Below are 24055 nucleotides of genomic sequence, written 5' to 3'. Positions count from 1 at the left end.
ACAGCGGCGCTCAGTCCCCAGATGTGCTCTGGGCAGTCGCTGTCGTCATCCATGCCCCATGAGCCGTCTCCGGGCTCAGGGTGTGTCGTCGGCCCCGCCGGCGCTGGCATCGACCATCACGGCGCCGCACCGGCGGCACACGTAGTTCATCTGCGAGCCTTTGGAGGAGACGCTGGCTCCCTCGAGCACCCACTTGTGCTCCCAGCATTCGCCGGATTCGGAGCCCTCGTTGGCGTCGTCCATCCCCACGCCTCCCAGCATCGCACGCCCTCGATCCTCCGCACCCCATCAGCGCCGTCTCACTCAAGGTGTGTCCCAGAACTAAGGATGTGGGACACCCTTGACGGAATCGCGCACCCAGATGTCCCTCCTGAGTCTCGTGTTCCCACCCTGCTGGGCTATCTGTACCGCTGCGTTCACGGGGTAGTCGGCTTGTCGCGTTAGCGTCGAGACCAGTCCGAGCACTTCGTCGAAGAGATGACGAAAGACGTGCCCGTCTGGAATGGATGGAGGAATCCTGACCTCCCGTACCGGCGGCTCGATCACATCCAAGAACCAGCTCACGGTAGGGAGACTCTGGTGGAAATGTGGCTTGAACTGCACGACATTCGAGCGCAGGACCTGGTTCGTGAGGCGGAGGCCTGCGCCCGGCGACGTGGCGCCCCGCGCGGGAGGCGCTCGTTGACTTTCTTGCCGTGGTGGTACCGCACCGCTGGCCTGTGAGCCGCGCATCCGCTTCTCGTGCGCAGGAGCGACGGGACCGTTCGTTTGCGTCCGCCCCGCGGCGGGTTGTTGTCTGGCCGTCCCGCTCGAGCCCGGCTGCCTGAGACTGCACGCCGGACGACGGCGCGGCCGGCCTCCCCTCTGCTGCGCCTGCTCGATGTGAGGTCGGCGTCACTTCCTATTCACGCCACCCGCCTACCGTCGACGCGAAGCCGAGCTGGAGGAGAGGCATGACCACCGACGCGCCCACCACCCAGGAACGCCTGGGTAATCCCGGAGGGCAGCCCCGCCGGGTCGCGATGGATGGCTACCGGTCGGACTTCCTCGGCGTCGAGGTGCCCTTGCCCCGGCCGAGGACTGCTCGCCCGGTGACCGAGCTGCCCTACACGCACTTCACCGTGCTGCTGGACACGGGCCGCCGGCTTGCGGTGAGCACCGGGGTCAACATCGACGGTGCCGGGCTACGGGAGGTCGACCGCGACGATGACTGGCGGCTCGACCGCGCGTGCGCGACCGGGATCAGGCCGGCCCGGAGCTCTACGCCGACAACGACCTCGACCGGGGCCACCGCGTGCGCCGGCGTGACCCGGTCCGGGGGGATCGGGCGACGGCCGAGCAGGCCAGCGCGGATGCCTTCGTCTACCCCAACGCCGCCCCGCAGGCCGCCGAGTTCAACCAGTCCAAGGAGCTCTGGCTCGGGCTGGAGGATCACGTCCTGTCCCACGCCGACGTCCACGACCGGCGGCTGAGCGTGTTCACCGGCCCGGTCCTCGATGAGGGCGACCCGGAGTACCGGCGTGCAGATCCCGCTGCGCTTCTACAAGGTCGCGGCGTGGGCGGCCGGCGCCGGCGAGCTCGCCGCCCCCGGGTATGTCCTGGACCAGACGCCCCATCTCGGCGGCATCCGGCGTCCGGTCGCGCCCTTGGAGGGAGCCGCCGCCGCTGGGCCCGTTCCGCGCCTTCCAGGTCCCGATCGCCGACGTCGCCCAGCTCACCGGCCGCCTCGACCTCGGTCTGCTCGTGCCCGCCGACCGGCTCGCCACCGCGGTGCGCGCGCTGGCGGTCGGCGGGTGGGTCGAGCTCTTCTCGGCCGGCGACATCCGCCTCTGATTCCAAGACCGGTGGCCGGTGAACGGGCAGCGGAAGCCCCGCCGTGGGGGCGGCGGAGGGCCCGCCGCTGGTCGCGCGGAGGGCGCCGGGTGGAGGGTGCGTCTATGCACGTCGTTCTCCCTGCGATCGGCAGCGCGGGTGACGTGCTGCCGGTCGTCGCCCTCGGCGCCGCGCTCCGGGCGCGTGGGCACCGGGTGACGGTCCTGACGAGCCCGTACCACCGTGAGCCGGTCGAGGGTGCCGGCCTGGAGCTGGTGGCGCTGGGGACCACGGAGCAGTTTGTCCGCGTCATGGATGACTCTGCCCTGTGGCATCCCGTGAAGGGGCCGGTGATGGTCGCGCGGCGGGCCATCCTGCCGCTGATGCGGCCGGTCTACGACTACCTGAGCCGTCTGGAGACCACCGAGGTGGTGGTCGTCGCGTCCATCCTGGCCTTTGGTGCCCGCATCGCGCGGGAGCGGCTCGGCGTCCGGCTCGTCACCCTTCACCTGCAGCCCGCCGGCCTCCTGAGCGCCTACGACAATGCCGAGATTGGGCCGATGAAGGTATCCGACCGGCTCCCGGTCCGTGCTCATTCCTGGCGGCTGAAGCAGCTCGATCGGATCTCGGACCGGGTAGTGGGCCCGGCGGTGAACCGATACCGCGCCGAGCTCGGCCTGCCGCCGGTGTCGCGGGTGCTCGGGAGGTGGGTCCACTCTCCGGACGGCGCACTGGGCCTGTTTCCCCACTGGTTCGCCCCGCCGCAGCCGGACTGGCCCGCGAACATCCGGCTGACCGGGTTCGTCCAGGACCGGGCCGCTGGTGCTGCGCTGTCCCGTGAGGCCGAGGAGTTCCTGGCCGACGGGAATCCGCCCGTCGTCGTCACGTTCGGTTCCGCCATGGTGCACGGCAGGCGGATCTTCGCGGAAGCCGTCAAGGCCAACCGTCTGCGCGGCCGGCGCACGGTCCTGCTCACCAGGTTCCGCCACCAGCTGCCGGACACGTTGCCCGATGACGTCCTCCATCTGGAGTGGGTGCCACTTGGGCGGCTGCTGCCGCCCGCTGCTGCTGTGGTGCACCACGGCGGGATAGGGACGCTCGCCCAGGGCCTGGCCGCGGGCATCCCGCAGCTCGTCGTGCCGTTCTCCCACGACCAGCCGGACAACGCCAACCGGCTGCGGGCGCTGGGCGTCGCCGAACGGCTGGACCCGCGGCGGTTCACCGCCGAGCGGGCCGCGCTCGTGCTCGACCGGCTGGTCTGCGACCCGCTCGTCCAGGCGCGCTGCCGCCACTACGCGCGGCGCGTGGACTTCGCCCGGGCGGCGCAGGAGGCGGTCACCGTCATCGAGAGCCTCTGAGGCCCGCGCGGCGCGCGACCCCGCAGGCGGCCCGTGACGGGCCTCGACGGGCAGCTGCTCGAGCCGTCCCAGCATCGGCCTGAGGAGACCGCCGTCGTGCCGGAGAGGCTCCTGGGGCACGTTGGCCCGGCCCCGGCCAGCCCGGGGACCTGTCCCTTGTGGAGGACCGCCTGGAGCAGATACTCGTCCGCGACAACGGCGCGCGTCGTCAGCGGCGGCTGTTCCACCAGTTCGGCCGACGTGGCCGTCGTCGTCGCCGACGCGGCAGAAGTCACCGGCAGTGGTTTGGGTGGAGGCGGGGACCACGCCCAGACCTGAACTTTGGGACGGCGAGCCCAGCCGGCCCGCGCAAGGTTCTACGGCGGGCACCGGCCGTGAGGCCCGAGCGCGGGAGCGGGCGTTCGCGCCTACCGTGCGAGGGCACGACCCGATGGGAGAGCGCCGTGCGCGTGAGGGGCTCCGTCGTTGTCATCACCGGAGCGGCGAGCGGCATCGGCCGCGCGACCGCGCTGCGCTTCGCGAGCCAGGGACCGTCGTCGCGGCACGCCGGGAGGAGGTGCTGCGGTCCGTCGTGGACAAGTGCCGGCAGCGGCGCCCGCGCGCTGGCCGTGCCGACCGACGTCACCGATCCGCGTCGGTGCAGGCGCTGGCGGAGCGTGCGGTGGCTGAGTTCGGCCGCATCGACGTGTGGGTCAACAACGCGGCGGTGACCTTCTTCGCGCCGTTCCTTCGGGTGCCGGTGGAGGACTTTCGGCGCGTCATCGACGTCAACGTCATGGGATACGTCCACGGGGCCCAGGCGGCGTTGCAGCAGATGCGGCGCCAGGAGGCCGGTGTGCTGATCAACGTCTCCTCGATCGTCGGCGAGGTGCCCAGCCGTAGACCGCGGCGTACTCGATGTCGAAGGCCGCGATCCGCGCCCTGTCGGTAAGCCTGCGATCGGAGCTGCGCCTGGCCGGGATGACGGGGATCAAGGTGTGCACCGTCCTGCCGGCGACCATCGACACGCCGTTCTTCGACCACGCAGGCAACTACACCGGCCGCAAGGCGGTGGCCATGCCGCGGGTGTACGCACCCGGGTGGCGCGTGCATCGTCAACCTCGCGCGGTCTCCTCGCCGCGAGGTCGCGGTGGGCAACATGGCCCGCACCATGGTGCGCCAGCACCGGCTCGCCCCCGCGGCGACCGAAGCCATGATGGCGGCGATGGTGGACAAGACTCATCTGTCCCGCCACCGGCCGGCGCCGCCGTCCAGCGGCAACCTCCATCACGCCTCAACCGAGCGGCGTCACCAGGAGGTTTCCGGCGGCTGGCACGGCCGGCGCCGCACCGCCCGGCGGCGGGTGGCAACCGTGCTGTTCCTGGCCGGCAGTGCCGTCGCGGGACGGTGGCTGCTGCGCAGCACCTCCTAGCGGCGTTGTGCCGACCGGCACGGACCATCTCGGCGTCGGTCAGGCGGCGCACTCGGCGCATACGGGTTGGCCGTTGCGTTCGTAGGCGAGCTGGCTGCGGTGGTAGACGAGGAAGCAGTTCGGGCAGGTGAACTCGTCGGACTGGCGGGGCAGGATGCTGACGGTGAGCTCCTCGCCGGACAGGTCCGCGCCGGGTAGCTCGAAGCCGTCCGCTTCCTCTACCTCGTCATCGGCGTCGATCTTGCTGGTGCTCTTGGCGTCCTTACGGGCGGTGAGCCCTTCGATCGAGTCTTCCTCGAGGACCTCTTCGCCCTTGCGCGGTGCGTCGTAGTCGATGGCCATGACGGGTCTCCCGTTGGATGTGGCCGTGCGGTCTCGGTCGGATCGGCGGGGGCCAAGCGGGTCGGCCGCTGCAGCCCTGCTATGGGTTCGAGTGTGCGGAGTTCTCCTCTTGCGCCGGCGGCAGCGCCCGGGCGAGTTGATCACGATGGGCGCGTGGCCCGCCCAGCGTTGTGGTCGTAAGCCCCGAGGGTTGTCAGCGGGGGAGTGCCCGGGGATCGTGTTCGACGATGTCGACGACCTCGTCGATGCTGGTCACCTCGAGCAGGGAGCGCACCAGGTCCGGGGGCTGGATCATCGCCAAGCGGCTGTCGGTGCGGTGTGCGAGGTAGGCGAGCATCGACAGGGCCGAGGAATCCATGAACGTGACCCGGCGGGCGTCGACCTGCACCGGGAACTGCCCGATCTCGACGGCCTTGTTTACCGCCGCGGCCAGCTCCGCGGCGCAGGAGGTGTCCAGCTCGCCGGAAAGAACCAGCCGGGTTTGCCCCGCCGACACAACGAGACGGGCCGGCCCGTCCCCCCCGACGTCGTTGCCCCAGACGGTCCGCGGCTGGTCATCCTCTCCGAACCCGGCGGCGCTCTGCGGTGTGGGGGTGTGCTCCCGGCCGAAGTGGTGGTTGCGCAAGACGAAGCGTCCTCTCCCGGTTGTGGCACAGCCGTGACTCAGGGCTGGCTGCGGCGCCCACCGCGCTTTCCTGGGGCGGGACGCCCCGACCGTAAGCCTCCGCCGGCGCCGTCAGCAACGGCAGAGAAGGGCCCCGGCCGGCCGACCCGGGATGAGGGGCGAGCATGCCGGCTCATGGGCCGAGGTCTGGCGGGAAGACCCCGTCGTCACACTCACGGCACTCGTGTGAGGGCGTCCACGCGGCCGGTCGGGCGAGGGGCCTTCCCCTTGCCGACGATCGTTGAGGCGCGGTCAGCACGTGTCAAGAGCCGGCTCGTCGCCGGCACGCCCGCCGGCGGCAGCCCTGCGCATGACAACGCCGCGCCGATGGTCGCTTGACGGGCCCGGGCCGCCCCGTCCGGGTCGCCGGCTGCGCCGAGCACCGGGGAAGGGCTCGCCGCGTGGCGGACCTGAGGGGCAGGCCCCGGAAGACGGGGGGCTTGCGGCTCGGACTTGAAGTGGAGATCGTCGTCGATGACGGCGTTTCCACGTCACCCGGTCCACCGGACCTGGGAGGTAGCCGATGCCTGCCCTCAGCCTGGCCGCCCTCCGTGACCGCAAGTGCGCCCGCTGCCAACGGCCCTACCGGGGGAAGCAGAACTGGAGCTTTAAGTTCCACGGCGACGTCCTGGTCGAGATCGTCTGCCCGGACTGCCTGACGCCCGCCGAACACGTTGAAGCGGCACTGAACCGAGCCGGGTTCCGGGTCACCCGAGAGGGGGATCAGCAGTGAACAGCGTCCTGGTGACGATCCACGGCCGCGGCATCTATTCCCTTGGCCAGCCCGTCCATCTGTTCGGCGACCCGGTCGCGTGGACCCTCACCGGTGTCGTGCTTGACGACACCGGCACTCGAGCGATCATCACCCGGCCTGAGGATCGCATGGAGCGCAGCGTGCCCTTTGCCGACCTGTCACCCTTGGTCCGCCTCGTCGACGACTGAGCGGAGACAGCCCGCCCTCGGTCGGGAGGCGCGCTTCCCAAGCGCCGCCGGGTCATCGAGAACAACAAGGCATGGCGCGCCGCCACAGACCGTGCGCCGCGAGTGGCTCACCGCCTTCGCCGCCTGCAAGTCCGGCGCCGAAGGACGCCGGACGTCCTTACTGCCCACCGAGTCTGCGAAGCCCCCATGCCGACGATGGGAGGCGCCGATGGCCGAACGTGATCGGTAATTGCGGAAATCCGCGGGCCGCGTGACCTTCTGGCTTTTCGTGGTTTCGACGGCCGCAATCGTGGCGGGCCTTCTCTGCGCGTCGTTCCGTTACGGCACCCTGGCGTTCGAGGCGGAGATGGGTCGGGGCAGGCCAGCGGTGGACGTGATCGACCGGGCCGCGATCATCTTGCTGTCCGTAGGTGTGGTCCTGCTGCTCGGCGCTCTGCTCTCGGCTGCCTGGTCGCGTTGGCGGAACCGGCACCGTTCGTGACCGCCGCGACGCAACACCCGCGACGACCTCGCCCGCGTGCTCGCCTTCCTGGACGTCGACCTCCTGCGGAGGGGTGGCGTCCGGTCGCCAGGTGGGCGGAGGGTGTAGGGGCGTCTGCCTGGTGTCCTCGTCTCGGGTGGGCGTCCCGCCTCGGGAGGGCCGGGCGGGGTGGCGCGGCCTGGGTGATGGTCCTGGGCCGCGTCGCTGTGTGTTCCGAGTGGTGGGGCTGGACGTTGGCGGCCGTGTGGGCCCTTGGGGCCTGAGTGAGTGGTTCGACCCTTTCGGTTTCTGTTGCACCACCAGCGATGGCGCCGAGCTCGTCGACGTCACGGCCTGGGAGCGCGGACCAGGGGCAACGACCCACTGGCTCCGCCGTCATGCTCACCGGCACCTACGTCACGAGGTCGGCGACAGCTCCTCACCCGTCCTGTCACCGCTGGCGGTGCTCGCCGCTCACGAGTGGGACCAGCCTCTCGTACCCCTCCTCGGCCGCGAGGTCGCCGAGGGCCGGCCGGGTTAGGTGGCCGTGCTCGACCATCTGCTCGGCCTCCTCCTGGCGGCCGCAGTACGGGCATGGTTCGACCGCCAGGCCGCCCGTGCGCGCGGCTGGTACGCGCGACGGGCGACCCGGCAGCCGGTCACGCTCCCCGCCTCCCCTCGCACGGCCCGGCACGCCACCTGGACAGTGGCGAGGCGGGCCGCAGCCACCGGCGTCTCCCGCGCCGCGCAGGCCGGGGCGCCACCGGGATTCAGCCGAGCCGGTGGCGCCCCGGCTGTGGTCACCGGTGCACCCCGTGCGATGAGACCGACCGGGTATCGCGGCGCTTCTGGTCAGCCCTTCAGGCGCTGAGTGAGGAGCTGCTTCCCCTGCTCGGCTCCCTTGCGGCTCTCCTGCTGCGCCTTGCGGAAAAATTCGGCGAGCTCGGTGTCACCGTCGCGCTCGGCGTCGGCGATATAGGTCTCCAGGCGCAGGGCGTTGCTCAGGCACGCCTCAGTGAACCAGATGATGTTGTACGTCTTGTCCTTGGTGCCGGTGATGTCACCGGTCTCGGCGTTGCTCGACATGGTCGCTCCCCTCAGGTAAGTGACGTGACGCCCCGCACGGTACTGGCGATTACAGCCGGTCGCCTCTGGTACGGGAGGGCAAGAGTGCGCCTCCCGTTATCCCGCTGCTGCGGCTGCGGGACCTGCCCGAGCACGGCGCCGCCGAGTACGCCTCCAGGTGTTCGCGCTCGTGGCCTTCGCCATGCTGTGGACCCGACCGTTCGCCGCGGACGCTCGAGCACGCCGGTGTGGGTGGACCACGACGTGGGTCCGCCGCGCATCGTGAGCCCATTGCGGGCACTGGACCACGGCAACGTGACCGGGCACGAACCGGCTCCGGGTGTGCCGGCTTTCCTTAGTCGCGCAGCCAGGCCCAGACGTGTTTGCGGGCTGTGTCGGCGTGGTGTGCGTACCAGCCCCAGCGCCGACTGAGTTTGCTCACGATGAGGATGCCGTTGCGGCCGGGTCGGCCTGGTTCGGGTGGGTAGGGCAGCGGGGCGGTGTCGGCGTGACCGTCTTCGACGTCGATCAGCCAGCCGTCGTGCTGGCGGTAGAGGGAGGTGATGACCGGCGGCGCCCCGTACTTCAGGGCGTTTGTGGCCAACTCGGTGGCGATGAGCGTCAGGTGGTCCTGGCGTGCCGGATGGCTGCGGTGGTGCGCGTCCCGCCAGCTGAGCACCGCGGTCACAACGGACTGACGAAGCGAAACCAGGTCCTCAGGGTCGTGCACCGTCCAGGTGCCCACCCGCCGTAGGACCGACAATGGCGGACGCTGCTGTGGAGGAGCGCTGAGCGTGCTGAGCATGAACTCCTCCTATTACGACCGCCCGTCCTCCGCGACACGCGTGCCCACATACCTCCGATGGATCGCCGGGTGTGGGCCGCGTCCGCAAGCGTACTGGCGCCTCGCTCGGTCGGCGCGCGCCGGGTCTTGACAAGCCCGGCGGCCGGCGCACTGCGGCGCCCACTGGGGCCGCGAGGCCTGGCACACCGGCTTCGGCCTCGGACGAGGCCGGGGCGCCCGCGGACGTCGGGGCCGGCACCGGCGGTTGGAGCGGACGAGGCTAGCGGTCCGGAGCCCGGCGGGGGAAGGGACGGAACTTGCCGCTAGGGTGCGGGTCGGTGCACGTGGGCGCGCACCCTCCCCACCCGCCACCGGCGCCAACCCGCGCCTGCCGGCTCTGAGGCGGCGTCCTGGACGGCGAGGATCAGGTCACCGCCGTGCCGGACCAGCTGCTCCCACGCCGGGGATGGCGGTCGGTGAAGAGACCCGCGGCCAGCAACTGGGGGTCAGCCTCCGGCCGGCGCTGTTCGATGATGACCCACCGTGCAGCGGTCGGGTCGGCCGTCACGGGGCTCAGCACGGGCACGTCCAGGTCGGGGCGCCACCGGATCAGGCCGAGCCGGTCGAGTGCTCCCGGGCGCCAGTCGGTGGGCTTACTGAGGGCCTCGGCGCGTCCCGGCAGGCCGATGTCTCGTCCGTACAGTCGCCGCCACGCCATGCCGTCGCCTCCTCCCGGGAAGCCCGAAAAGGCTTCGATTGCTCTCGCCAAGCGGGCTCGGTGCCGCGCCTGGGCAACGGTCCGTGGCCCCGGGGGGTGAGCCGTCGGCCGCAAACGGCATCGAGTGGTAGGCCGATGCCCAGGTGCCCCCCGGCAGGCAGCCAGGACTCCGACCTGGGCAGGCCCGGATTGACGAGGTCGTCTCCGATCAGTCGCGCCCGACTGGTCACCGTCACGTACCACCCCGTGCGGGTCGTGGTATCGATCGATTCGACGCCGAAGGTCATCACCGGCTCCTGCACGGCGGCGGCCAGGTGGTCGGCGTAGCCGGTGCTGAAGACGATCTCGTCGGCCTGGACGACGAAGGTCACCGCGACGAGCTGCGGCCGACCGGACCAGACATATGCGGCCCAGCCCAGCCCGGAGACGGGCAACAACCGCAGGCACTCAGCGCGGGACAACGCCACCTCATTGGTGTTCATCGACGGCTCACCTCGCCGCGCCTGCTGACGCCTGGTGAGGGGCCGGGCATGAGCCGGCGCAACTAGGCAGCCCGAGCTAACGGCACGTCCCGGGCACGTGCGGGCGCGGTGGGAGGCCCATACCGGCCAAGGGTCCGAGAATGGGAACCCGCCCGCGCCGGCCGCTCCATCGGCACGTCAGACGGTCTCGGCGAGCGGCTCGGCGACCAGCCCGGTGTCCGGGCCGTGGTAGATGCGCCACACCCGAACGTCCTTGCCGACGGCGCGGACTGAATCTGGTGGAAGCGGACGGCGTCGCCCCGAGCCGTTCCCTCGCCGGTGACGGTGTGCTGTCCAGTCTTGCCCTGGACGACGAACGTCGCCGGGCCCACGAACGCGTCCAAGCTGCCAGGCGCCCGTTCGTTCGCGTCGATGACTCGGTACGGAACGCCGGAGACCACGGTCTCCGGCGTCGAGTAGGTCATGACCGATCCCTCAATGTCAGCGCCGACGGTTGAGCGGGGGCATGCTGCTCGCCCTTCCAGAATGGGCGTGAAAGCGGCCGGTGTCCAGGGTGAAACTCACCGGCGGTCCTCGAGCGGGCGGCCCGGGCCGAACTGCCCGTCACGTGCGGGGGTACGAATTCCCGTCACCCCTCCCTTCACCCCCTAATGCTCAATTTGCATCCTGCCTTCACCCAGTCCGCCGGGCCGCGCGGTCGGGGCTGCGTGATGGAGTCGGATCCCGCGATGGCAATGTCGGCTCCTGGGATCGCTGCTGGGCTGCCGACAGTCTGAAGACGGGGGCAGCCATGACGGAGCTGTGTGCAGGGCCGCGGATCGAGGTGGTCATCGGCGGGTGTGGCCGCATCGGCCTGCCGGAGGTGGTGCCTTGATGGGGCCGCATCCGACCTCGGCCAGCGTGGCGGGGACCGGTTCTCCGGCCCCGCCCGATGGCGCCACCAAGGGGCCGAGCAGGCCGCACGCCGGGCCTGAGCCTGGGGCTCCGCCGGCCGTCGGCGTGGACATTCCGCACGCGTGCGATCCCGCGACCGGTGCGGTCGAGGAGCCCAGCAAGGACCGGTCCACCGGGAGGCTTGTCGGCATCGACATCGCCCGCGGCATCGCCCTGCTGGGCATGATGGCCATCCACATCCTCGACCCCGCCTCCCCCGACGGGAACATGTCGCTGCCCTGGGTCATCGCCGCCGGGAAGTCCGCCGCCCTGTTCGCCGTGGTCGCCGGCGTGGGCATCGCCTTCGCCAGCGGGCGTCACCGGCTGCCGCGCGGACGGCGCTGGACGGCCGCGGCCGTGTCGCTGGTGGTCCGCGCGCTGATCATCGGCGCGGTCGGGCTCGCGCTCGGCGCGGTGGTCCGGCTCCCCACCGCCGCCGTGATCCTGCCCTATTACGCCGTGCTCTTCGTCCTGGCGATCCCGCTGCTGCGGCTGCGGGTGGGCTGGCTGGCGTTGCTGGGCGCGCTCTCGGCGGTCGCCGTCCCCGTGCTGAGCCACGTCTGGCGCGCCGGCCTGCCGCCGTGGCCCAAGGTCAACCCGACCTTCGACCAGCTCCTCGCCGACCCGGCGGGCGTGGCGACACAGCTCTTGCTCACCGGGATGTACCCCGCGCTGCCCTGGGTCGCCTACCTGTGCGTCGGCATGGCGGTGGGCCGGTCCCGGCTGTCTTCTCGCGGGGTTGTCCTGCGCATCACGGCCATCGGTGTCGGCCTCGCCCTGGCCGCCTCGACCGCCTCCTGGGTCCTGCTGGACGGTCTGGGCGGGCGCGCCCAGCTCGAGGCCGACGCCCTCGGCGAGATGAACATGAGCCTCGAGGACTACGCCGAGCTGCTGGTGTGGGGGCCGAGTGGGACCCTCCCGACGTCCTCGCCGTGGTGGCTCGCGGTCCTCGCGCCCCACGCGACCACGCCGGTGGACCTGGTGTACACGATCGGCACCTCACTGGCCGTGCTGGGCGGGGCGATCCTGCTGGGCCGGATGGTCGGCGGGCTCCTCACACCGCTCGCCAAGGCGGGTGCCATGACCTTCACCCTCTACACCGCCCACCTGCTCCTGCTCGTCGCAGTGTCCCTGCCCGAGCACGACGCCGCCGAGTACGGCCTCCAGGTGCTCGCGGTGGTGGCCTTCGCGCTGCTGTGGACCCGACGGTTCAGCCGCGGACCGCTCGAGCAGGCGGTGTGGTGGACCACGACGCGGGTCCGCCAGCGCATCGTGGGCACCTCCGCCGGCGCCGGACCGCGGCCAGGCTGAACGCCCACCGCCCCCGGCAGCACAAGTGTCACCTGACCAGACTGCAGTTCTTGCCGCTTTAGGAAGGGGGAGCCACGCGTTGGTGCACTGGTCACGGCAGGGTCCGGCGGGCTCGTGCGCTCGTCCATGCCGTTGGTGGTCGCACGCACGGCCCGAAAACGGCCCCGCATGTAGTCCGGGCGAGGGCGGCCGGCGGGTGTTGGTGGCTAGGCGTGGGTGAGGCTGGCGGGAGGCTCTATCTCGTCGGGGTCGAGCTCGGGGCGGATGCGGACGTAGCGCAGGGAGTGGCGGAAGGAGTTCCCGGACCAGGCGACGTCGGTGGAGATCTCGACGACGACGGGGTCGATGTGGGTGAGGTCGATCGGGTCCGGATGACGGGCGAAGCGGTCGACCGTGGACGGGGGGATCTGGTCGGGCCAGGGCGGGTGGGTGTGTGGGGGGCGGAGCAGGCGGCCGAGCGTGGTGGCGGTGGTGGCGTGGAGTTGGGTGGTGCGGCCGACGATGCGAAGCTCGCCTTCGATGGGCAGTCCGGCGATGAGTGCGGTGGGGCGGGTGATGTCGCCGATGACGGCGGCGCAGATGACGTCGATGGTCTCGCGGTGTTTGACCTTGATCCATTGGCGTTGCCCGCCTTGGTAGGGCTGGGCGGAGTCCTTGACGACGAGGCCTTCGATGCCCGTGGCGGTCATCTCCTCGAACCATTTGCGGGCGGTGTCGGAGTCGGTGGTGGCGGGGGAGAGGTTCAGCGGTGGGGACCAGGCGGCGGCGAGTTCTTCAGGAGGGCGCGCCGGTCGTGCAGGGGCAGTGTGCGGGTGTCGGTGCCGCGACGGCGAGGATGTCGAAGGCCGCGTAGGAGGCCGGGGTGGCGGCGGATCACCCGGGCGAGGGCGCGTGGTGAGGTGGTCAGCCGGGTCTGCAGGGCGCCGAAGTCCAGGCGCCGGTTCGTCCATGCCACGGCCTCGCCGTCGAGGATGCAGCCGGAGGGTACCTGGGCGGCGGCCGCGGCGGCGAGGTCGGGGAAGTGCCGGGTGAGGTCCTTGCGCTGGCGGGACCACAAGGTGGTGTGCTCGCCGTCGCAGACCACCACGAGCCGGAACCCGTCTCACTTGGGCTCGTAGAGGCACCCACCGGGGAGGTAGTCCGGGGCGGGGATGGTTGTCGCGGTGCGTGCCAGGGCGACGTCCACGGGCGGGCGCAGGTCCGGCGGGACCCGGATGGCCATGGTCAGCCTCGGATGTTCCGGGGGTCGTGGCCGTAGCTGGTGCGCGCGGAGATGCGCCCGTGCAGGTCCTTGCTGATGTGCTCGACCTTCTCGCGCCGGGCCACGCCACGGCCGGCGGCGACGGCTTCGGCCTTGGTGCGGCTGATGCCGAAGGCTTCTTCGCCCGTGCCCTCGTGGCGGTTCATCCAGTGGCCGTCCTGGTGGTAGGTCTCCACGTCACCCCTGGGCATCGATGCCCCTCCTTGGTCGCTGAGGTGTGCTGACGTGGTGAGCATGGCAAAGCCGCACAGTCGGTGCCTCTTGGGGCTCCGGACCGGCGTACCTCAGGGGAGGTCTATCGCTGAACTAGGAGCGCGGGTCGGTATCGGTGCGATGGCGCGCGGGCGATCGCGTAGGGCGGCGTGTGCCTGATCGTCGGTGGCGGGTCCGGTTGCCAGAGATCATCGCTCGGTTCGCGGCCGGTGCGTGGCCGCGGGGCCCGCTGGGGTGCTGTCGGGCGCCTGGGCCGGCCGTGGGCCGGCCCGGTCAGGCGGTGCGGAGGCCGGCGAGCCCGGCGGAGCCGAGGTGGCGGTGGAGCTTGCGCAGGTTGTGGCAGGCGGCGAGCAGGAACCATTCACCCTTGGCGCCGTAGAGGCCGCGTAGCAGCAGGCGTTTGGCGTCCTGGAGGATGCTCATCTGCCCGAAGACGGGTTCGACGATGACCTTGCGGCGGGCGTAGGCCGCCTGGCCGGTCTTCGTGGTCAGCTTGCGGGCCATGCGCTGCTTGGCCGTGGCGTTCTTCGGGATTGGCCCGCGCGGGGCGATCGAGGCGGGCTCGCCGTGGCGGCGCCGCCCGGTAGCGATGTAGAACTCGGTGCCCTGCCGCTGTGTGAGTTCGGCGGCGGTGGCGAGGTTGGCGGCCGAGCAGTATCCGGCATCGGCGAGCACGGCCTTGGGCACCTGCCCGGTGTTCGCGACCGCCTGCTCGGTCAGCGGGATGAGGTTGGCGACGTCGGCGGCGCAATCATTGAGGTCGGTGGCCACGATGACCTGATGCTCAGCGTCGACCACGGCTTGGGCGTTGTAGCACTGCTGGAAGGACCCGTCCCCGGTGAGCATGATCTTCGACTCCGGGTCGGTGAAGTTGCGCTGCGCCTTCGGCTTCGGCGTGGCGCGCTCGGCGGCCTGGGCGGCCCGCTCGGCGACGGTGTCCTCGTCCTCGCCACGCTCGCGCGCCTTCTCCGCGGCCTTCGCGCCGGCCTCGGCCCTGGCCTGGTCTTCCAGGGCCTGCCTGGCCTCGCGCAGCTTGGCCAGGCGCGACTCCCTGCGGGCGAGCGCGTCGGGGAGTTCGTCCCCGCGCCGGTCCTTGCCGTACTTGGCGTCCTCGGCCCTGTCGGTCTCCTCCGCGGCGGCCAGCAGCTCGCTGACCTCCTGGGCGAGGATCTTCTCCTTCTCCGTCAGCCGCGCGTAGGACATGGCCTTGCGCTTGGAGGCATTGGCCCGCAGCTTCGTCCCGTCCAGGGCGACCCGGCCGAGCTTGACCATCCCCGCGGCCTGGCACAGCGCCAGCGCCTGGAGGAACAGGTTGGCCAGGGCGGCCAGGTGCCGGCGGCGGAACCGGGCGATGGCCCGGTAGTCGGGGGCCGACCCGGCCGCGAGCCACCGGAAGGCGACGATGTCGGTGCAGGCCCGCTCGATCGCCCGGGAGGAGCGCACCCCGGTGGCGTAGCCGTAGACCAGCAGCCGCACCATCAGCCGCGGGTCGTACGGCGGGGCCCCGCGCCCCTCCCGGTAGGCGGCGTAGATCCGGGACAAGTCCAGGTGCTCATCGACCAGGTCCGCGACGAACCGGGCCAGATGGTCCGCCGGCAGCCAGTCATCGAGCGAGGGCGGCAGTAACAGCACCTGGTGCGGGTCGAACTCCCGGAATGTCTTGTCCACCCCCGCTCCGCCGCCGTCGCGCTCGTCCTCGCCCCGCTCCACCCGGAACGGCTCCGCCTCGAACAACGCCCCGTAGTCCTCGCCCGTCACACCCCGATTCTCCCGCCCGCAGCTCCGTCAATAGCGGACCAGGCCCGGCGTGTTACTGACCCACGCTCCTAGATGCTGCGCTGTGGGCGCATCCGGCCCGTCCGCGCCCACGCCAGCATCCACCCGACCTCCATCACCGCGTCAACGAAGTACATGGGGCTGATCCGTCGGGGCGCGAAGACGACGTCGACGGCTGTGAGCGCGACTGCGGTGCCAACGCCGATGCGCCGGGACTGAGCCACGCTTTGGGGATGAGGGGCGGTGCGCAGCTGGGTGAGGCCGTTGGCGATCAGGAGGCCGCCGATTGTGTATTCGAGATACCGGTCCAGCTTTGGCGGGCCGTAGACGGTCTCGAAGCTGCGCATGCTGATGATGGGCCAAAGGCCGCCCAGCACATTGAAGAGGCCGTGGGCCCGCGCCACGCGCTGGCCGCGCAGCAGGGAGCGTTCATCAGCGGTGTGCAACTTCCCCATGCGCCCATCGTGGCTGCTGGGCCGCCCGCGGCAACCACCGTCGCGAGGGCTCAACCCTGCGCCGTGGTTGCGCGCCGAGCCGCCGTCGTAGGCGAAGTCCCGCCACCACAGCTCGGTGTCGCCGTCGGTCTCCAACTGGGAGAACTCGCCCTCGTCGTCGGTGGGGCCGACGGGCTGCTCATAGCTGACGATGCTGAGGCGCACGGCTTGCTGCCAGGCGGGTCGGCGCCCCGAGCTTCGCGCCGACTTACGGAGCACCCCCAGGGCGGACCTCGTCCTTGCCGGGAAGGTCGGCCTCGGAAATGATTCCGACGAGCCGCTCGCCCTCCACGACCAGCAGCCGATCCAGCTGATGCTTGCGCATCTGCACTATGGCCTCTTCGAGGTCCGCGTCTGGCGCGATCGTGACCAGCTCGCGGGTCTCGATGTCGTTGACCGTGAGGCCGGTGGGGTCACGTCCCTCGGCGACCACCCGAGCAACCAGGTCGCGGTCGGTGATGATGCCGACCAGGCGCTCTCCCTCGACGACCGGGAGTGGCCCGTGCCGGGACTCGACCATCTTCTTGGCCGCGTCGACGATGGTGGTGGACGGTTCGACGGTGATCACGTTCTCCGTCATCAGATCTTTGACCTGTGGCATGACGTCCCCAATCTCCGCGGGCCGGTGCAAAATCGCTCACCGGCTTCGACTTCTGGGCGACACAAATTTTACCGCCGGCTGCTCAGCGTGCGGCAGGAAAGGGTGTCCGGTTTCCGGCTTCGTGTCGCGCGAGCACTGCTCGTCGCCATCACGAAGGAGCCGGAGGTGTCGGAGCGGCTCAGCGCGCGGGCAGGGCGGCAGGTGATTCGGCACACCCCGCTCGTACGAGAGTTTGGCGAGCGACTTGCCGCGACACTCGGGCGTCGGGCTGGTAACACTACGGGTGTCGGCATCGATGAGGCTGGCGACGATCTCGGTTTCCCTGTCCCGCTACGACGAGGTGAAGACCCATGTCTGAACGCAACACGCTGGTGCGGAGCATGCACGATCTCGGTCTGGACGCGTGGTTTGGCGGCTCCCTCATGGGGGCGGTCGGCCTCAACGGCGCGGCCTCGGCCGCGGCGGACCCCAACGAGCGGTTGACGCTGTCCTCGAAGGGGTGGGGCATGTGGGCCCCGGTGAACGCCGCGGCGATCGGTACCCACGTCATCGGCAGCGTCGGCCTGATCGCCGGTAACAAGGCCCGGTTGATGAGCCAGCCCGAGGCCATGCAGAACACGATCGTCAAGAGTGTGCTCACCGTCGTGGCGGCCGGTATGACGGCCTACAGCGGGATGCTGGGCGCCAAGGTGGCTAAGGAGGCGCAGCGAGGTGGTGAGGGCGCCGCCGGGCCGGCGCCGCAGGGGGCCATGGGGGCCACGGAGCCGTCGCCGGGCGCCTCGGCCTCGCTGAAGGCGGTGCAGAAGCAGCTCAAGGCGCTGCAGTGGGCGATTCCCTTGGTGACCGGGACGCTCGTCGTCTTGGGTGCTCAGCAAGGGGAGCAGCAGCGCCCCCTCGCCCGGCGGCGGCCGCGGCGGTAGGCCTTCCCGTGCGCATCCTCCAAGACACCGCACAAGGCAACTCAGGGCTGGTGCCGCACCGCGGCACCAGCCCTACGTCCTCTGTCGCGCGACGGGCTCCAGCCCAGCGTGTTCGACGCCACTGCCGAGCGCCAACTCCTCACGAAGGGGCTTGCGGCCTCACCGGGCGCCGCGGTCGCCGAGATCGTCTTCGACAACGCCCAAGCCAGGGCACGCAAAGAGGCCGGCGCGAACGTCATCCTGGTGCGCCGCGAGACCAGCCCAGATGACCTGCAGGGCATGGTCGACGCCGTCGGCGTGCTCACTTCACACGGCGGCAAGACGTCCCACGCTGCCGTCGTCGCCCGTGGCATGGGCACGTGCTGCGTCGTCGGCGCCGAGGAGCTGCGTGTCGATTTCGCCAAGGGTGAGGCCTCGGTCAACGGTACGAGCCTGCGCGCCGGCGACACCATTGGCATCGACGGCTCCACTGGTGAGGTGTTCATCGGTGAGGTCCCGGTCGTCGACTCCCCCGTCATGACCTACGTCTCCGAGGGACTCGACGTCGCCCTCGCACTCGAGATCGATGAAGACACGGAGGAACTCATCCGTGCCGTCGACCGGATCTTCACCCACGCCGATGATCGCCGCCGGCTTGGAATCCGCGCCAATGCCGACACCGCCGAGGACGCCCGGCGCGCGCGTGAGCGTGGCGCGCAGGGCATCGGGCTGTGCCGCACCGAGCACCAGTTCCTCGGGGAGCGGCGCCGCTACATCGAGCGCGTGGTCCTGGCGGGAACCCCCGCCGAGCGGGACACGGCCCTGGAGAGGCTGCTGCCGCTGCAGCGACAGGACTTCGTCGACCTGCTCGAGGTGATGGACGGCCTGCCCACCACCATCCGGCTCATCGACCCGCCGCTGCACGAGTTCCTGCCCGACCTGACCGAGCTGTCCGTGAGGGTGGCGCTCGCCGAGGCCAGGGGCGAGGCCGACGAGCGCGAGGGCAAGCTGCTCGCCGCGGTGCGGCGCATGCACGAGCAGAACCCCATGCTCGGCCTGCGCGGGGTCCGCCTGGGGCTGAAGGTGCCGGGGCTCTTCGCGCTGCAGATCCGCGCCATCGCCGAGGCCACCGTGCAGCTGCGGCAGGCCGGCAAGGACCCGCGGCCGGAGATCATGGTGCCGCTCGTCGGGTCGGTGCGGGAGCTGCAGATCGTCCGGGAGGAGGCCGAGGGCATCCTCGCCGAGGTCGGCCAGGGCGCCGGCACGGTGCTAGACCTGCCGATCGGCTGCATGATCGAGCTGCCCCGGGCCGCGCTGACCGCCCACCGCATCGCCGAGGAGGCGGACTTCTTCTCCTTCGGCACCAACGACCTGACCCAGACCACGTGGGGCTTCTCCCGCGACGACGTCGAGGGCGCGTTCTTCGCCGACTACCTCGAGAACGGCGTGCCCACCATCTCCCCATTCGAGACGCTGGACGCCGACGGCGTGGGCGCGCTCGTGGTCGCGGGCGTCACCGGCGGCCGCTCGACCAAGCCGCAGCTGCACATGGGGGTGTGCGGCGAGCACGGCGGCGACCCCGAATCCATCCACTTCTTCCACGACGCCGGCCTGGACTACGTCTCCTGCTCCCCGTACCGCGTCCCGGTCCCCGCCTCGAAGCCGGCAGGGCCGCCGCGCTGGCGGGACAGGACGCCACGGCTTGAGCCATCCACCATCCGCTGAGCCATCCCCGGGCGGCAGGCTGACGGCGCGCTCCATTGTTGTCCTGCGCGCGTCCGATCTGACGGAAGGTCGATTCTCGGGCTTGAAGAAGGGCGAGTTCATCGCTCCCACTACCGAGTCGAGTGCGTGACGCTATGACTAGATCGGCCCAAGAAAACTGTTCTTCCTCGCCTCGTACTCCTGTGGGGTAATGGCCCCGATGTCACGCAACTGGGCGAGGTGGTGGACCTGCTCCACGGCCTCTGGTGCTGCTACCTGCACCTTGTGTCGCCTTTTCTCGTTGCGCACGTGGCGCACCAGCATTACTGCAGCGATGGTTGCGACGACGAGGACCAAGATCACGCCCGCGCTCCACACGATGTCGTAGCTCGCAGGCAGAAGCGGGTCTTGTGTGACCTCGCTTCGGATCATGCTCGAACCGTACCAGCGCGTGGATGAACATCTGCGGGGTAAAATCCGGGAATCGTCGGTCGCGACTGCCAGCACCACTCGTCCGAAGTGAGAATCTCCCGTGGCCGCCGTCATCCCCAGCGGCGAACTTGACTCTGGGGGCCACATCCACCGGCAGGGGGCCCCGGCCACTCAGTCCAAGCGTCCTTCTCCCTGGACTCAGGTCGGTCGTACGGCCATCGCCTCGAGGGCCTCGGAGATCTGGGCCGCCTCCACCTTGGCGGCCGCGATTGCTCGATGTCCCCGTGTACGCCGAGGACCTCTGACGGCGGACGAGTTCGTGCCACGGTTGTGCCACGGAATCAGCTCGTGCCACGGTTCTGCCACGAGTCGAGCCAGCAGGATCACGCGCGATTGCGCGACATCGCGACGGTCTGCGAAACTGACCGCCAGAGCCTTGAGATCCGCGGGATTCCGCGGGCTTCTGACTCGCTGAGACAACAGATCAGCCGTCTTGGCTGGGTGACGGGAGGTCCCTCCGACCGTGAGAAGGTCGAGGGTTCGAGTCCCTCTAGTTCCACCACATGGTCGCTGCCACCTGGGAGAAGTAACGCAACGGGGGGAGCCCAGCGTAGGGCCCCCCTCATGTAGTACCCCACCACCACCCACCCACAGAGAGACACCCAGGACCACGCGCATCCGCGACGCCGCGGCCGCCAGCACCGCCACTCTCGCCCTCCTCCTCGCCGCTTGCTCCTCGAGCGAGCCTCCCCGCGTGGGCGAGGGCACGCAGGAAGTAACCACAGAGCCTGAGGAGGAGCCCACGGAGCCGGAGGCCCCGCCCGCTCCGTCGGAGGGTTCGCGCGAGAATCCGTACCCCGCCGGTGCCACCGTCGCCATTGCGGACTACACCGTCACGCTGGGGCCAACCGACCTGGACGCCACCCCCGAGATTCGCGAATACGAGCTCGAGCGGTACGGCGGCATGCCTGAGCTCACCACGCCGCCGGAGCCCGGCCACGTCTACGTCATGGTGCCCGTGACGGCCACGTACGGCGGCGAGGCATCCGGGACCGCCTACTACGACCTGTCGTTCGCCTACGTGGGCAACCAGGGCAACGTCTTCGCGGAGCCGGTGTACAACGCGCCGGACAACTTCATGGAGACAGGCGAGCTGTACAAGGGGGCCACCGCCTCCGGCAACCTCGTCCACATGGTCCCTGCCGACCAGGTGGAGGGCGGCGTGTGGCGCGTGACCGACTGGACCGGCACGGAGGCGTTCTTCGCCACCAGCTAACCAGCCAGTGGAGCGTGTCGTTAGTTAGTTTACGGTTGGTGGTGCGGGACGATGGGGGTATGGCGAATCGTCCTGCTGCGGCATTGGTGCTGCGTGATGACGACCGGGTGGAGCTGACGCGGGTGACCCGGTCCCCCTCGGTGCGGGCGGGGCTGGCCCAGCGGGCGCGGATCGTGCTGCTGGCGGCGGAGGGGTTGTCGAACACGGCGATCGCCGAGAAGGTCGGGGTCTCGCGGCCGACGGTGCTCGAGTGGCGACAGCGGTACGCCGCCAGGGGGCTGGCCGGCTTGCAGGACGAGGCGCGGGCGGGTCGGCCGCGCAGCGTCGACCACCGCCGGGTCGTGGCGCTGACGCTGGCGCCGCCACCGAAGAAGTACGGCGCGACGCACTGGTCCTCCCGGTTGCTGGCCCGCCACCTCGGCGTCGGCAACGCCACCATCGCCCGCGCCTGGCGCGAGTACGGCGTGCAGCCGTGGCGGTCAGAGACGTTCAAGTTCTCCACCGATCCCGAGCTGGTCGCCAAGGTCACCGACGTGGTGGGCCTCTACCTCGCACCGCCGGCGAACGCGATCGTGCTGTGCGTGGACGAAAAGTCCCAGATCCAGGCGCTGGACCGGACCGCGCCGATGCTCCCGATGCAGCCCGGGCTGCCGGAGCGGCGTACCCACGACTACGTCCGGCACGGGACCTCGACGCTGTTCGCGGCCCTGGAGATCGCGACCGGGAAGGTCACCGCGGCCTGCGAGCCACGCCACCGCCACACCGAGTTCCTGGCCTTCCTCAAGCAGATAGCCCGCGCCTACCCCGACGACGGGACCGGGCGCGAGCTGCACCTGGTGCTGGACAACTACGCCACCCACAACAAGGCCGAGGTCCGCGCCTGGCTCGAGCAGCACCCCCGCATCCACGTCCACTTCACCCCGACCGCCGGGTCCTGGCTCAACCTCGTCGAGGTCTGGTTCGGCATCATCGAGCGCCAGGCCATCCACCGCGGCAGCCTCGCCTCCGTCAAGGACCTCAACGCCAAGATCCGCGCCTTCATCGACGGCTGGAACGACCGCTGCCACCCATTCGTCTGGACCAAGACCGCAGAAGAGATCCTCGAGAAGGCGAACCGTCAGACCACTTCAAACACGGGCCACTAGCCTCGGTGTTTCATGCAGCCGGCGGGCGTGGTCCGGTGTGCCGGGTTTGACCGGTTCTGGCCTCGTGGTGGAGGCCGTGGCATTGGAAGGGCCCGGCTGTCGCGCCGGGTGGGCGGGGTTCCGAGGTCCTTTAGGTCGGAGGGGCAGGGTCGGCGGTCAGCCGAAGGCGGTGCGTATCCGGCTCCAGCCGGTGGCGATCGCGGTGGCCCAGCGCCAGGTGGCGTCGATGCGCAGCCGTGTCTGCCGGGCGGCTTTGGTGATGCGGGCGGCGACGTGCAGGACGCGGTAGCGGAAGGCGGCGATCTCGCACCTGGCCAGCGCGGGGTCGCCTGGGAAGGCGATGAGCTTGGTCCAGGCGATCAGGTCGGTGGCCATCAGGACGACCTCGAGCCAGGCGTTGTTCTCGTTCCAGGCCCGGCACGGCAGGTTCCGGAGCCCGGTGGCCTTGGCCTGGCGGATGCGGTCCTCGACGCGGGCGTGCTGACGGTGCCGTAGTTCGAGGCCGGCGATCTGCCCGGGGACGACGCCGGGTGGGGTGTCGGTGAGGAACGCGGTGATCCGCATGCCGTCGACGTCGGTGAAGGTCAGCTGCGCCCCGGGATGGGGCCGTTCCTTGCGCAGGATCAACCGGGAGCCCTCGGGCCAGGCCGTCAGGTCGACGGTGTCGGTGACTTCGGCGACCCAGGCGCCCTCGCGCAGCCCGTCGGTCTCGATGGCCCGGTGCCAGCACCGCTCGGGGATGGCGTCGACGATGTCCTTGATCCGGAAGTCCACGGGGAACCCGAAGGAGAACCCCACCCCCTTCTCGCGGCACGCGGCGGCGAACGTGTGGGTGGCGCCGGCGGAGTCCGACCGGGCCAGCACCCGCGGACCGTCCGCCTCGCCGGGGCGGGGCCGGGCATGCTCGGGCAGCGCGGCCAGCGCCATCTGGAGCACGGCGACGTGGTCGGCGGCAGTGTTCGACCCGGCGTTGCCCTTGCGCAGCAGCCCAGCGAGTGCCTCCCCGCCAGCGATCTCCGGGCGGTCGAGGAAGGCCAGCAGCGGGTGGAATCCGAAGGTGCGCTTCCAGGTCGCGGCGGCGTTCTCCTTCTCCGAGTGCGCGATGGTGATCGTGGCGTCGAAGTCGATCCGCAACTCCTCGGAAAGGTCCGGGCCCGCCCCGGCGGCCCACGCCCGCTCCCGGGCCGCCGCCCGGGCCGCGCGCACCGCGGGCAGGTGGTCGGCGTCGACCCGGTCCAACACCCGCCACACCGTCGGCATCGAGGCCACCGGCCCGAAGACGTCCTGCCGGTCCCCGAGGACGGCGATCCCGCTGATCGCGTCCGCGCCGTCGGCGACCGCGACCGCCAGATCGGTCAGCACCCGCCCCGGCGCGTGCATCGGCACCCCCCGGTAGGTGTCCAGCAGCGCGCCGTCCACCGCCTGGACCAGGCCGGTGTACCCGGCCAGCTCCCGCAGCATCCCCACCCCGGCGTGGGACACGACGCCCTCGCCGTCCGCGCTGACCTTCAACCGTCGCAGCGACCCGTTACGCTTCACCCGGAAAGTGCCTCTCTGGAGCGACTACCTGGACTCTCGACAAGCCCAAGTTTTCCGCACCAGACGGGCACTTTCCGCTATCCCGGCACCGTGTCATCAGCGACCGGCGTGAAAGGCCGAGGCTAGGAGGGGTAGTCCGTCGCTTGCATGATCGCGTGGATCAGTTGGTTTTTGTCGGGGCGCCCGCCGGGCCGTCGGGTGTGAGGTAGACGCGGGCCTTTAGAGCGCTGAAGTCGTCGTCGCTATTGCGAAACGGGTCGTGACCGTTGATGCGGATCGTTGGCGAACCGGGAAGCTCAAGGTTCCCCGGCCTGCTCCGCAGTGGCCACCGCGATCCGCTCGAAAGGCTCATCGCCCAACCTGGTGTGCTCCAGGACTTCGGCGCGGCGCGCGTGAGCGACTGGTCAGTTCGGGCAGCCGTCCACGTAGAGCA

26 protein-coding genes and 2 pseudogenes are annotated in these 24055 nt (G+C 70.7%); 14 read left to right on the top strand and 14 right to left on the bottom strand.

Annotation, left to right across the window (positions count from 1 at the left end; genetic code table 11):
* Positions 1–75 precede the first annotated feature (75 nt).
* Positions 76–261, bottom strand: a complete 186-nt coding sequence (locus ACF0H8_RS18345; RefSeq protein WP_395290299.1) for a hypothetical protein — start codon at positions 259–261, stop codon at positions 76–78.
* A 967-nt stretch (positions 262–1228) separates the two neighbouring features.
* Between ACF0H8_RS18345 and ACF0H8_RS18340 the strand changes: the two are divergent.
* The 6 genes and pseudogenes from ACF0H8_RS18340 to ACF0H8_RS18315 all read left to right on the top strand — a co-directional run.
* A pseudogene (locus tag ACF0H8_RS18340) lies at positions 1229–1450 on the top strand (DNA/RNA non-specific endonuclease); the annotation flags it as partial.
* Positions 1451–1593: 143 nt separating this feature from the next.
* Positions 1594–1833: a hypothetical protein gene (locus tag ACF0H8_RS18335; protein ID WP_395290947.1), complete on the top strand. Its 240-nt coding sequence runs from the start codon at positions 1594–1596 to the stop codon at positions 1831–1833.
* 104 nt (positions 1834–1937) lie between these two features.
* Positions 1938–3170, top strand: coding sequence for a glycosyltransferase (locus ACF0H8_RS18330; RefSeq protein WP_395290298.1), 1233 nt, complete (start codon positions 1938–1940; stop codon positions 3168–3170).
* Between the two features lie 158 nt (positions 3171–3328).
* Positions 3329–3880 carry an SDR family NAD(P)-dependent oxidoreductase gene (locus ACF0H8_RS18325; protein ID WP_395290297.1) on the top strand — a complete coding sequence of 184 codons (552 nt, stop codon included), beginning with the start codon at positions 3329–3331 and terminating at the stop codon, positions 3878–3880.
* On the top strand, positions 3832–4101 hold the full coding sequence (locus ACF0H8_RS18320; protein ID WP_395290296.1) for an SDR family NAD(P)-dependent oxidoreductase: 270 nt from the start codon (positions 3832–3834) through the stop codon (positions 4099–4101). Before ACF0H8_RS18325 ends, ACF0H8_RS18320 begins: the two co-directional genes overlap by 49 nt.
* Positions 4102–4308: 207 nt before the next feature.
* Positions 4309–4581, top strand: a complete 273-nt coding sequence (locus ACF0H8_RS18315; protein ID WP_395290295.1) for a hypothetical protein — start codon at positions 4309–4311, stop codon at positions 4579–4581.
* Positions 4582–4620: 39 nt separating this feature from the next.
* Here the strand turns inward: ACF0H8_RS18315 and ACF0H8_RS18310 are convergent, their stop codons facing one another.
* Complete coding sequence (locus ACF0H8_RS18310) at positions 4621–4923, bottom strand: DUF4193 domain-containing protein (RefSeq protein WP_395290294.1); 303 nt, start codon at positions 4921–4923, stop codon at positions 4621–4623.
* 193 nt (positions 4924–5116) lie between these two features.
* Positions 5117–5548: an STAS domain-containing protein gene (locus ACF0H8_RS18305; RefSeq protein WP_395290293.1), complete on the bottom strand. Its 432-nt coding sequence runs from the start codon at positions 5546–5548 to the stop codon at positions 5117–5119.
* 562 nt (positions 5549–6110) lie between these two features.
* On the opposite strand from ACF0H8_RS18305, the gene ACF0H8_RS18300 reads away from it, so the two are divergent.
* The 3 genes from ACF0H8_RS18300 (at position 6111) to ACF0H8_RS18290 (ending at position 7010) form a co-directional block, all read left to right on the top strand.
* Positions 6111–6320 carry a hypothetical protein gene (locus tag ACF0H8_RS18300; RefSeq protein WP_395290292.1) on the top strand — a complete coding sequence of 70 codons (210 nt, stop codon included), beginning with the start codon at positions 6111–6113 and terminating at the stop codon, positions 6318–6320.
* The gene (locus ACF0H8_RS18295; protein ID WP_395290291.1) at positions 6317–6529 is read left to right on the top strand and encodes a hypothetical protein; all 213 of its coding nucleotides are present in this window, start codon (positions 6317–6319) and stop codon (positions 6527–6529) included. Before ACF0H8_RS18300 ends, ACF0H8_RS18295 begins: the two co-directional genes overlap by 4 nt.
* Positions 6530–6779: 250 nt before the next feature.
* A complete protein-coding gene (locus tag ACF0H8_RS18290) occupies positions 6780–7010 on the top strand; it encodes a hypothetical protein (RefSeq protein ID WP_395290290.1) in 231 nt (76 codons plus the stop codon).
* An 831-nt stretch (positions 7011–7841) separates the two neighbouring features.
* On the opposite strand, the gene ACF0H8_RS18285 is transcribed toward ACF0H8_RS18290, so the two are convergent.
* The 3 genes from ACF0H8_RS18285 to ACF0H8_RS18275 form a co-directional block, all read right to left on the bottom strand.
* Positions 7842–8075: a hypothetical protein gene (locus tag ACF0H8_RS18285; RefSeq protein ID WP_395290289.1), complete on the bottom strand. Its 234-nt coding sequence runs from the start codon at positions 8073–8075 to the stop codon at positions 7842–7844.
* A 334-nt stretch (positions 8076–8409) separates the two neighbouring features.
* A complete protein-coding gene (locus tag ACF0H8_RS18280; protein ID WP_395290288.1) occupies positions 8410–8859 on the bottom strand; it encodes an ATP-binding protein in 450 nt (149 codons plus the stop codon).
* A gap of 588 nt (positions 8860–9447) precedes the next feature.
* The gene (locus ACF0H8_RS18275; protein WP_395290287.1) at positions 9448–10038 is read right to left on the bottom strand and encodes a pyridoxamine 5'-phosphate oxidase family protein; all 591 of its coding nucleotides are present in this window, start codon (positions 10036–10038) and stop codon (positions 9448–9450) included.
* 999 nt (positions 10039–11037) lie between these two features.
* Between ACF0H8_RS18275 and ACF0H8_RS18270 the strand changes: the two genes are divergently transcribed.
* Positions 11038–12282: a heparan-alpha-glucosaminide N-acetyltransferase domain-containing protein gene (locus tag ACF0H8_RS18270; RefSeq protein WP_395290286.1), complete on the top strand. Its 1245-nt coding sequence runs from the start codon at positions 11038–11040 to the stop codon at positions 12280–12282.
* Between the two features lie 206 nt (positions 12283–12488).
* Here ACF0H8_RS18270 and ACF0H8_RS18265 read toward each other — a convergent pair whose 3' ends face one another.
* The 6 genes from ACF0H8_RS18265 to ACF0H8_RS18240 form a co-directional block, all read right to left on the bottom strand.
* Positions 12489–12971: a hypothetical protein gene (locus ACF0H8_RS18265; protein WP_395290285.1), complete on the bottom strand. Its 483-nt coding sequence runs from the start codon at positions 12969–12971 to the stop codon at positions 12489–12491.
* 53 nt (positions 12972–13024) lie between these two features.
* Complete coding sequence (locus ACF0H8_RS18260; RefSeq protein WP_395290284.1) at positions 13025–13369, bottom strand: hypothetical protein; 345 nt, start codon at positions 13367–13369, stop codon at positions 13025–13027.
* A 137-nt stretch (positions 13370–13506) separates the two neighbouring features.
* On the bottom strand, positions 13507–13734 hold the full coding sequence (locus tag ACF0H8_RS18255) for a DUF2188 domain-containing protein (RefSeq protein WP_395290283.1): 228 nt from the start codon (positions 13732–13734) through the stop codon (positions 13507–13509).
* A gap of 295 nt (positions 13735–14029) precedes the next feature.
* Positions 14030–15490 (bottom strand): IS1182 family transposase, encoded by a 1461-nt coding sequence (locus tag ACF0H8_RS18250; protein WP_395290788.1) that lies wholly within the window; start codon positions 15488–15490, stop codon positions 14030–14032.
* Between the two features lie 92 nt (positions 15491–15582).
* Positions 15583–16191 carry a hypothetical protein gene (locus tag ACF0H8_RS18245; protein WP_395290282.1) on the bottom strand — a complete coding sequence of 203 codons (609 nt, stop codon included), beginning with the start codon at positions 16189–16191 and terminating at the stop codon, positions 15583–15585.
* 43 nt (positions 16192–16234) lie between these two features.
* A complete protein-coding gene (locus tag ACF0H8_RS18240) occupies positions 16235–16606 on the bottom strand; it encodes a CBS domain-containing protein (protein WP_395289301.1) in 372 nt (123 codons plus the stop codon).
* A 371-nt stretch (positions 16607–16977) separates the two neighbouring features.
* Here ACF0H8_RS18240 and ACF0H8_RS18235 point away from each other — a divergent pair, with 371 nt between their 5' ends.
* Both ACF0H8_RS18235 and ACF0H8_RS18230 read left to right on the top strand, forming a co-directional pair.
* The gene (locus ACF0H8_RS18235) at positions 16978–17547 is read left to right on the top strand and encodes a hypothetical protein (protein ID WP_395290281.1); all 570 of its coding nucleotides are present in this window, start codon (positions 16978–16980) and stop codon (positions 17545–17547) included.
* A gap of 111 nt (positions 17548–17658) precedes the next feature.
* A pseudogene (locus tag ACF0H8_RS18230) lies at positions 17659–19232 on the top strand (putative PEP-binding protein); the annotation flags it as partial.
* Between the two features lie 157 nt (positions 19233–19389).
* Here the strand turns inward: ACF0H8_RS18230 and ACF0H8_RS18225 are convergent.
* Positions 19390–19662 (bottom strand): SHOCT domain-containing protein, encoded by a 273-nt coding sequence (locus ACF0H8_RS18225; RefSeq protein WP_395290280.1) that lies wholly within the window; start codon positions 19660–19662, stop codon positions 19390–19392.
* 754 nt (positions 19663–20416) lie between these two features.
* Between ACF0H8_RS18225 and ACF0H8_RS18220 the strand changes: the two genes are divergently transcribed.
* A complete protein-coding gene (locus tag ACF0H8_RS18220; RefSeq protein WP_395290279.1) occupies positions 20417–20938 on the top strand; it encodes a hypothetical protein in 522 nt (173 codons plus the stop codon).
* Positions 20939–20997: 59 nt separating this feature from the next.
* Positions 20998–22083 carry an IS630 family transposase gene (locus tag ACF0H8_RS18215; protein ID WP_395290278.1) on the top strand — a complete coding sequence of 362 codons (1086 nt, stop codon included), beginning with the start codon at positions 20998–21000 and terminating at the stop codon, positions 22081–22083.
* Positions 22084–22239: 156 nt separating this feature from the next.
* On the opposite strand, the gene ACF0H8_RS18210 is transcribed toward ACF0H8_RS18215, so the two are convergent.
* On the bottom strand, positions 22240–23622 hold the full coding sequence (locus tag ACF0H8_RS18210) for an IS1380 family transposase (protein WP_395288225.1): 1383 nt from the start codon (positions 23620–23622) through the stop codon (positions 22240–22242).
* Between the last annotated feature and the right edge of the window lie 433 nt (positions 23623–24055).

The sequence above is a fragment of the Georgenia sp. AZ-5 genome, from assembly GCF_043952095.1.
Classification (GTDB): Bacteria; Actinomycetota; Actinomycetes; order Actinomycetales; family Actinomycetaceae; genus Georgenia.
This window is presented reverse-complemented; position numbering and strand designations above follow the sequence as displayed.

What these genes read in the sequence shown, in the direction of transcription:
- ACF0H8_RS18345 (WP_395290299.1), bottom strand. Translation starts at nt 261, where the DNA reads ATGCTGGGAGGCGTGGGGATGGACGACGCCAACGAGGGCTCCGAATCC.
- ACF0H8_RS18335 (WP_395290947.1), top strand. Translation starts at nt 1,594, where the DNA reads ATGTCCTGGACCAGACGCCCCATCTCGGCGGCATCCGGCGTCCGGTCG.
- ACF0H8_RS18330 (WP_395290298.1), top strand. Translation starts at nt 1,938, where the DNA reads ATGCACGTCGTTCTCCCTGCGATCGGCAGCGCGGGTGACGTGCTGCCG.
- ACF0H8_RS18315 (WP_395290295.1), top strand. Translation starts at nt 4,309, where the DNA reads ATGGCCCGCACCATGGTGCGCCAGCACCGGCTCGCCCCCGCGGCGACC.
- ACF0H8_RS18310 (WP_395290294.1), bottom strand. Translation starts at nt 4,923, where the DNA reads ATGGCCATCGACTACGACGCACCGCGCAAGGGCGAAGAGGTCCTCGAG.
- ACF0H8_RS18300 (WP_395290292.1), top strand. Translation starts at nt 6,111, where the DNA reads ATGCCTGCCCTCAGCCTGGCCGCCCTCCGTGACCGCAAGTGCGCCCGC.
- ACF0H8_RS18285 (WP_395290289.1), bottom strand. Translation starts at nt 8,075, where the DNA reads ATGTCGAGCAACGCCGAGACCGGTGACATCACCGGCACCAAGGACAAG.
- ACF0H8_RS18280 (WP_395290288.1), bottom strand. Translation starts at nt 8,859, where the DNA reads ATGCTCAGCACGCTCAGCGCTCCTCCACAGCAGCGTCCGCCATTGTCG.
- ACF0H8_RS18275 (WP_395290287.1), bottom strand. Translation starts at nt 10,038, where the DNA reads ATGAACACCAATGAGGTGGCGTTGTCCCGCGCTGAGTGCCTGCGGTTG.
- ACF0H8_RS18265 (WP_395290285.1), bottom strand. Translation starts at nt 12,971, where the DNA reads ATGACCGCCACGGGCATCGAAGGCCTCGTCGTCAAGGACTCCGCCCAG.
- ACF0H8_RS18255 (WP_395290283.1), bottom strand. Translation starts at nt 13,734, where the DNA reads ATGCCCAGGGGTGACGTGGAGACCTACCACCAGGACGGCCACTGGATG.
- ACF0H8_RS18240 (WP_395289301.1), bottom strand. Translation starts at nt 16,606, where the DNA reads ATGACGGAGAACGTGATCACCGTCGAACCGTCCACCACCATCGTCGAC.
- ACF0H8_RS18235 (WP_395290281.1), top strand. Translation starts at nt 16,978, where the DNA reads ATGTCTGAACGCAACACGCTGGTGCGGAGCATGCACGATCTCGGTCTG.
- ACF0H8_RS18225 (WP_395290280.1), bottom strand. Translation starts at nt 19,662, where the DNA reads ATGATCCGAAGCGAGGTCACACAAGACCCGCTTCTGCCTGCGAGCTAC.
- ACF0H8_RS18215 (WP_395290278.1), top strand. Translation starts at nt 20,998, where the DNA reads ATGGCGAATCGTCCTGCTGCGGCATTGGTGCTGCGTGATGACGACCGG.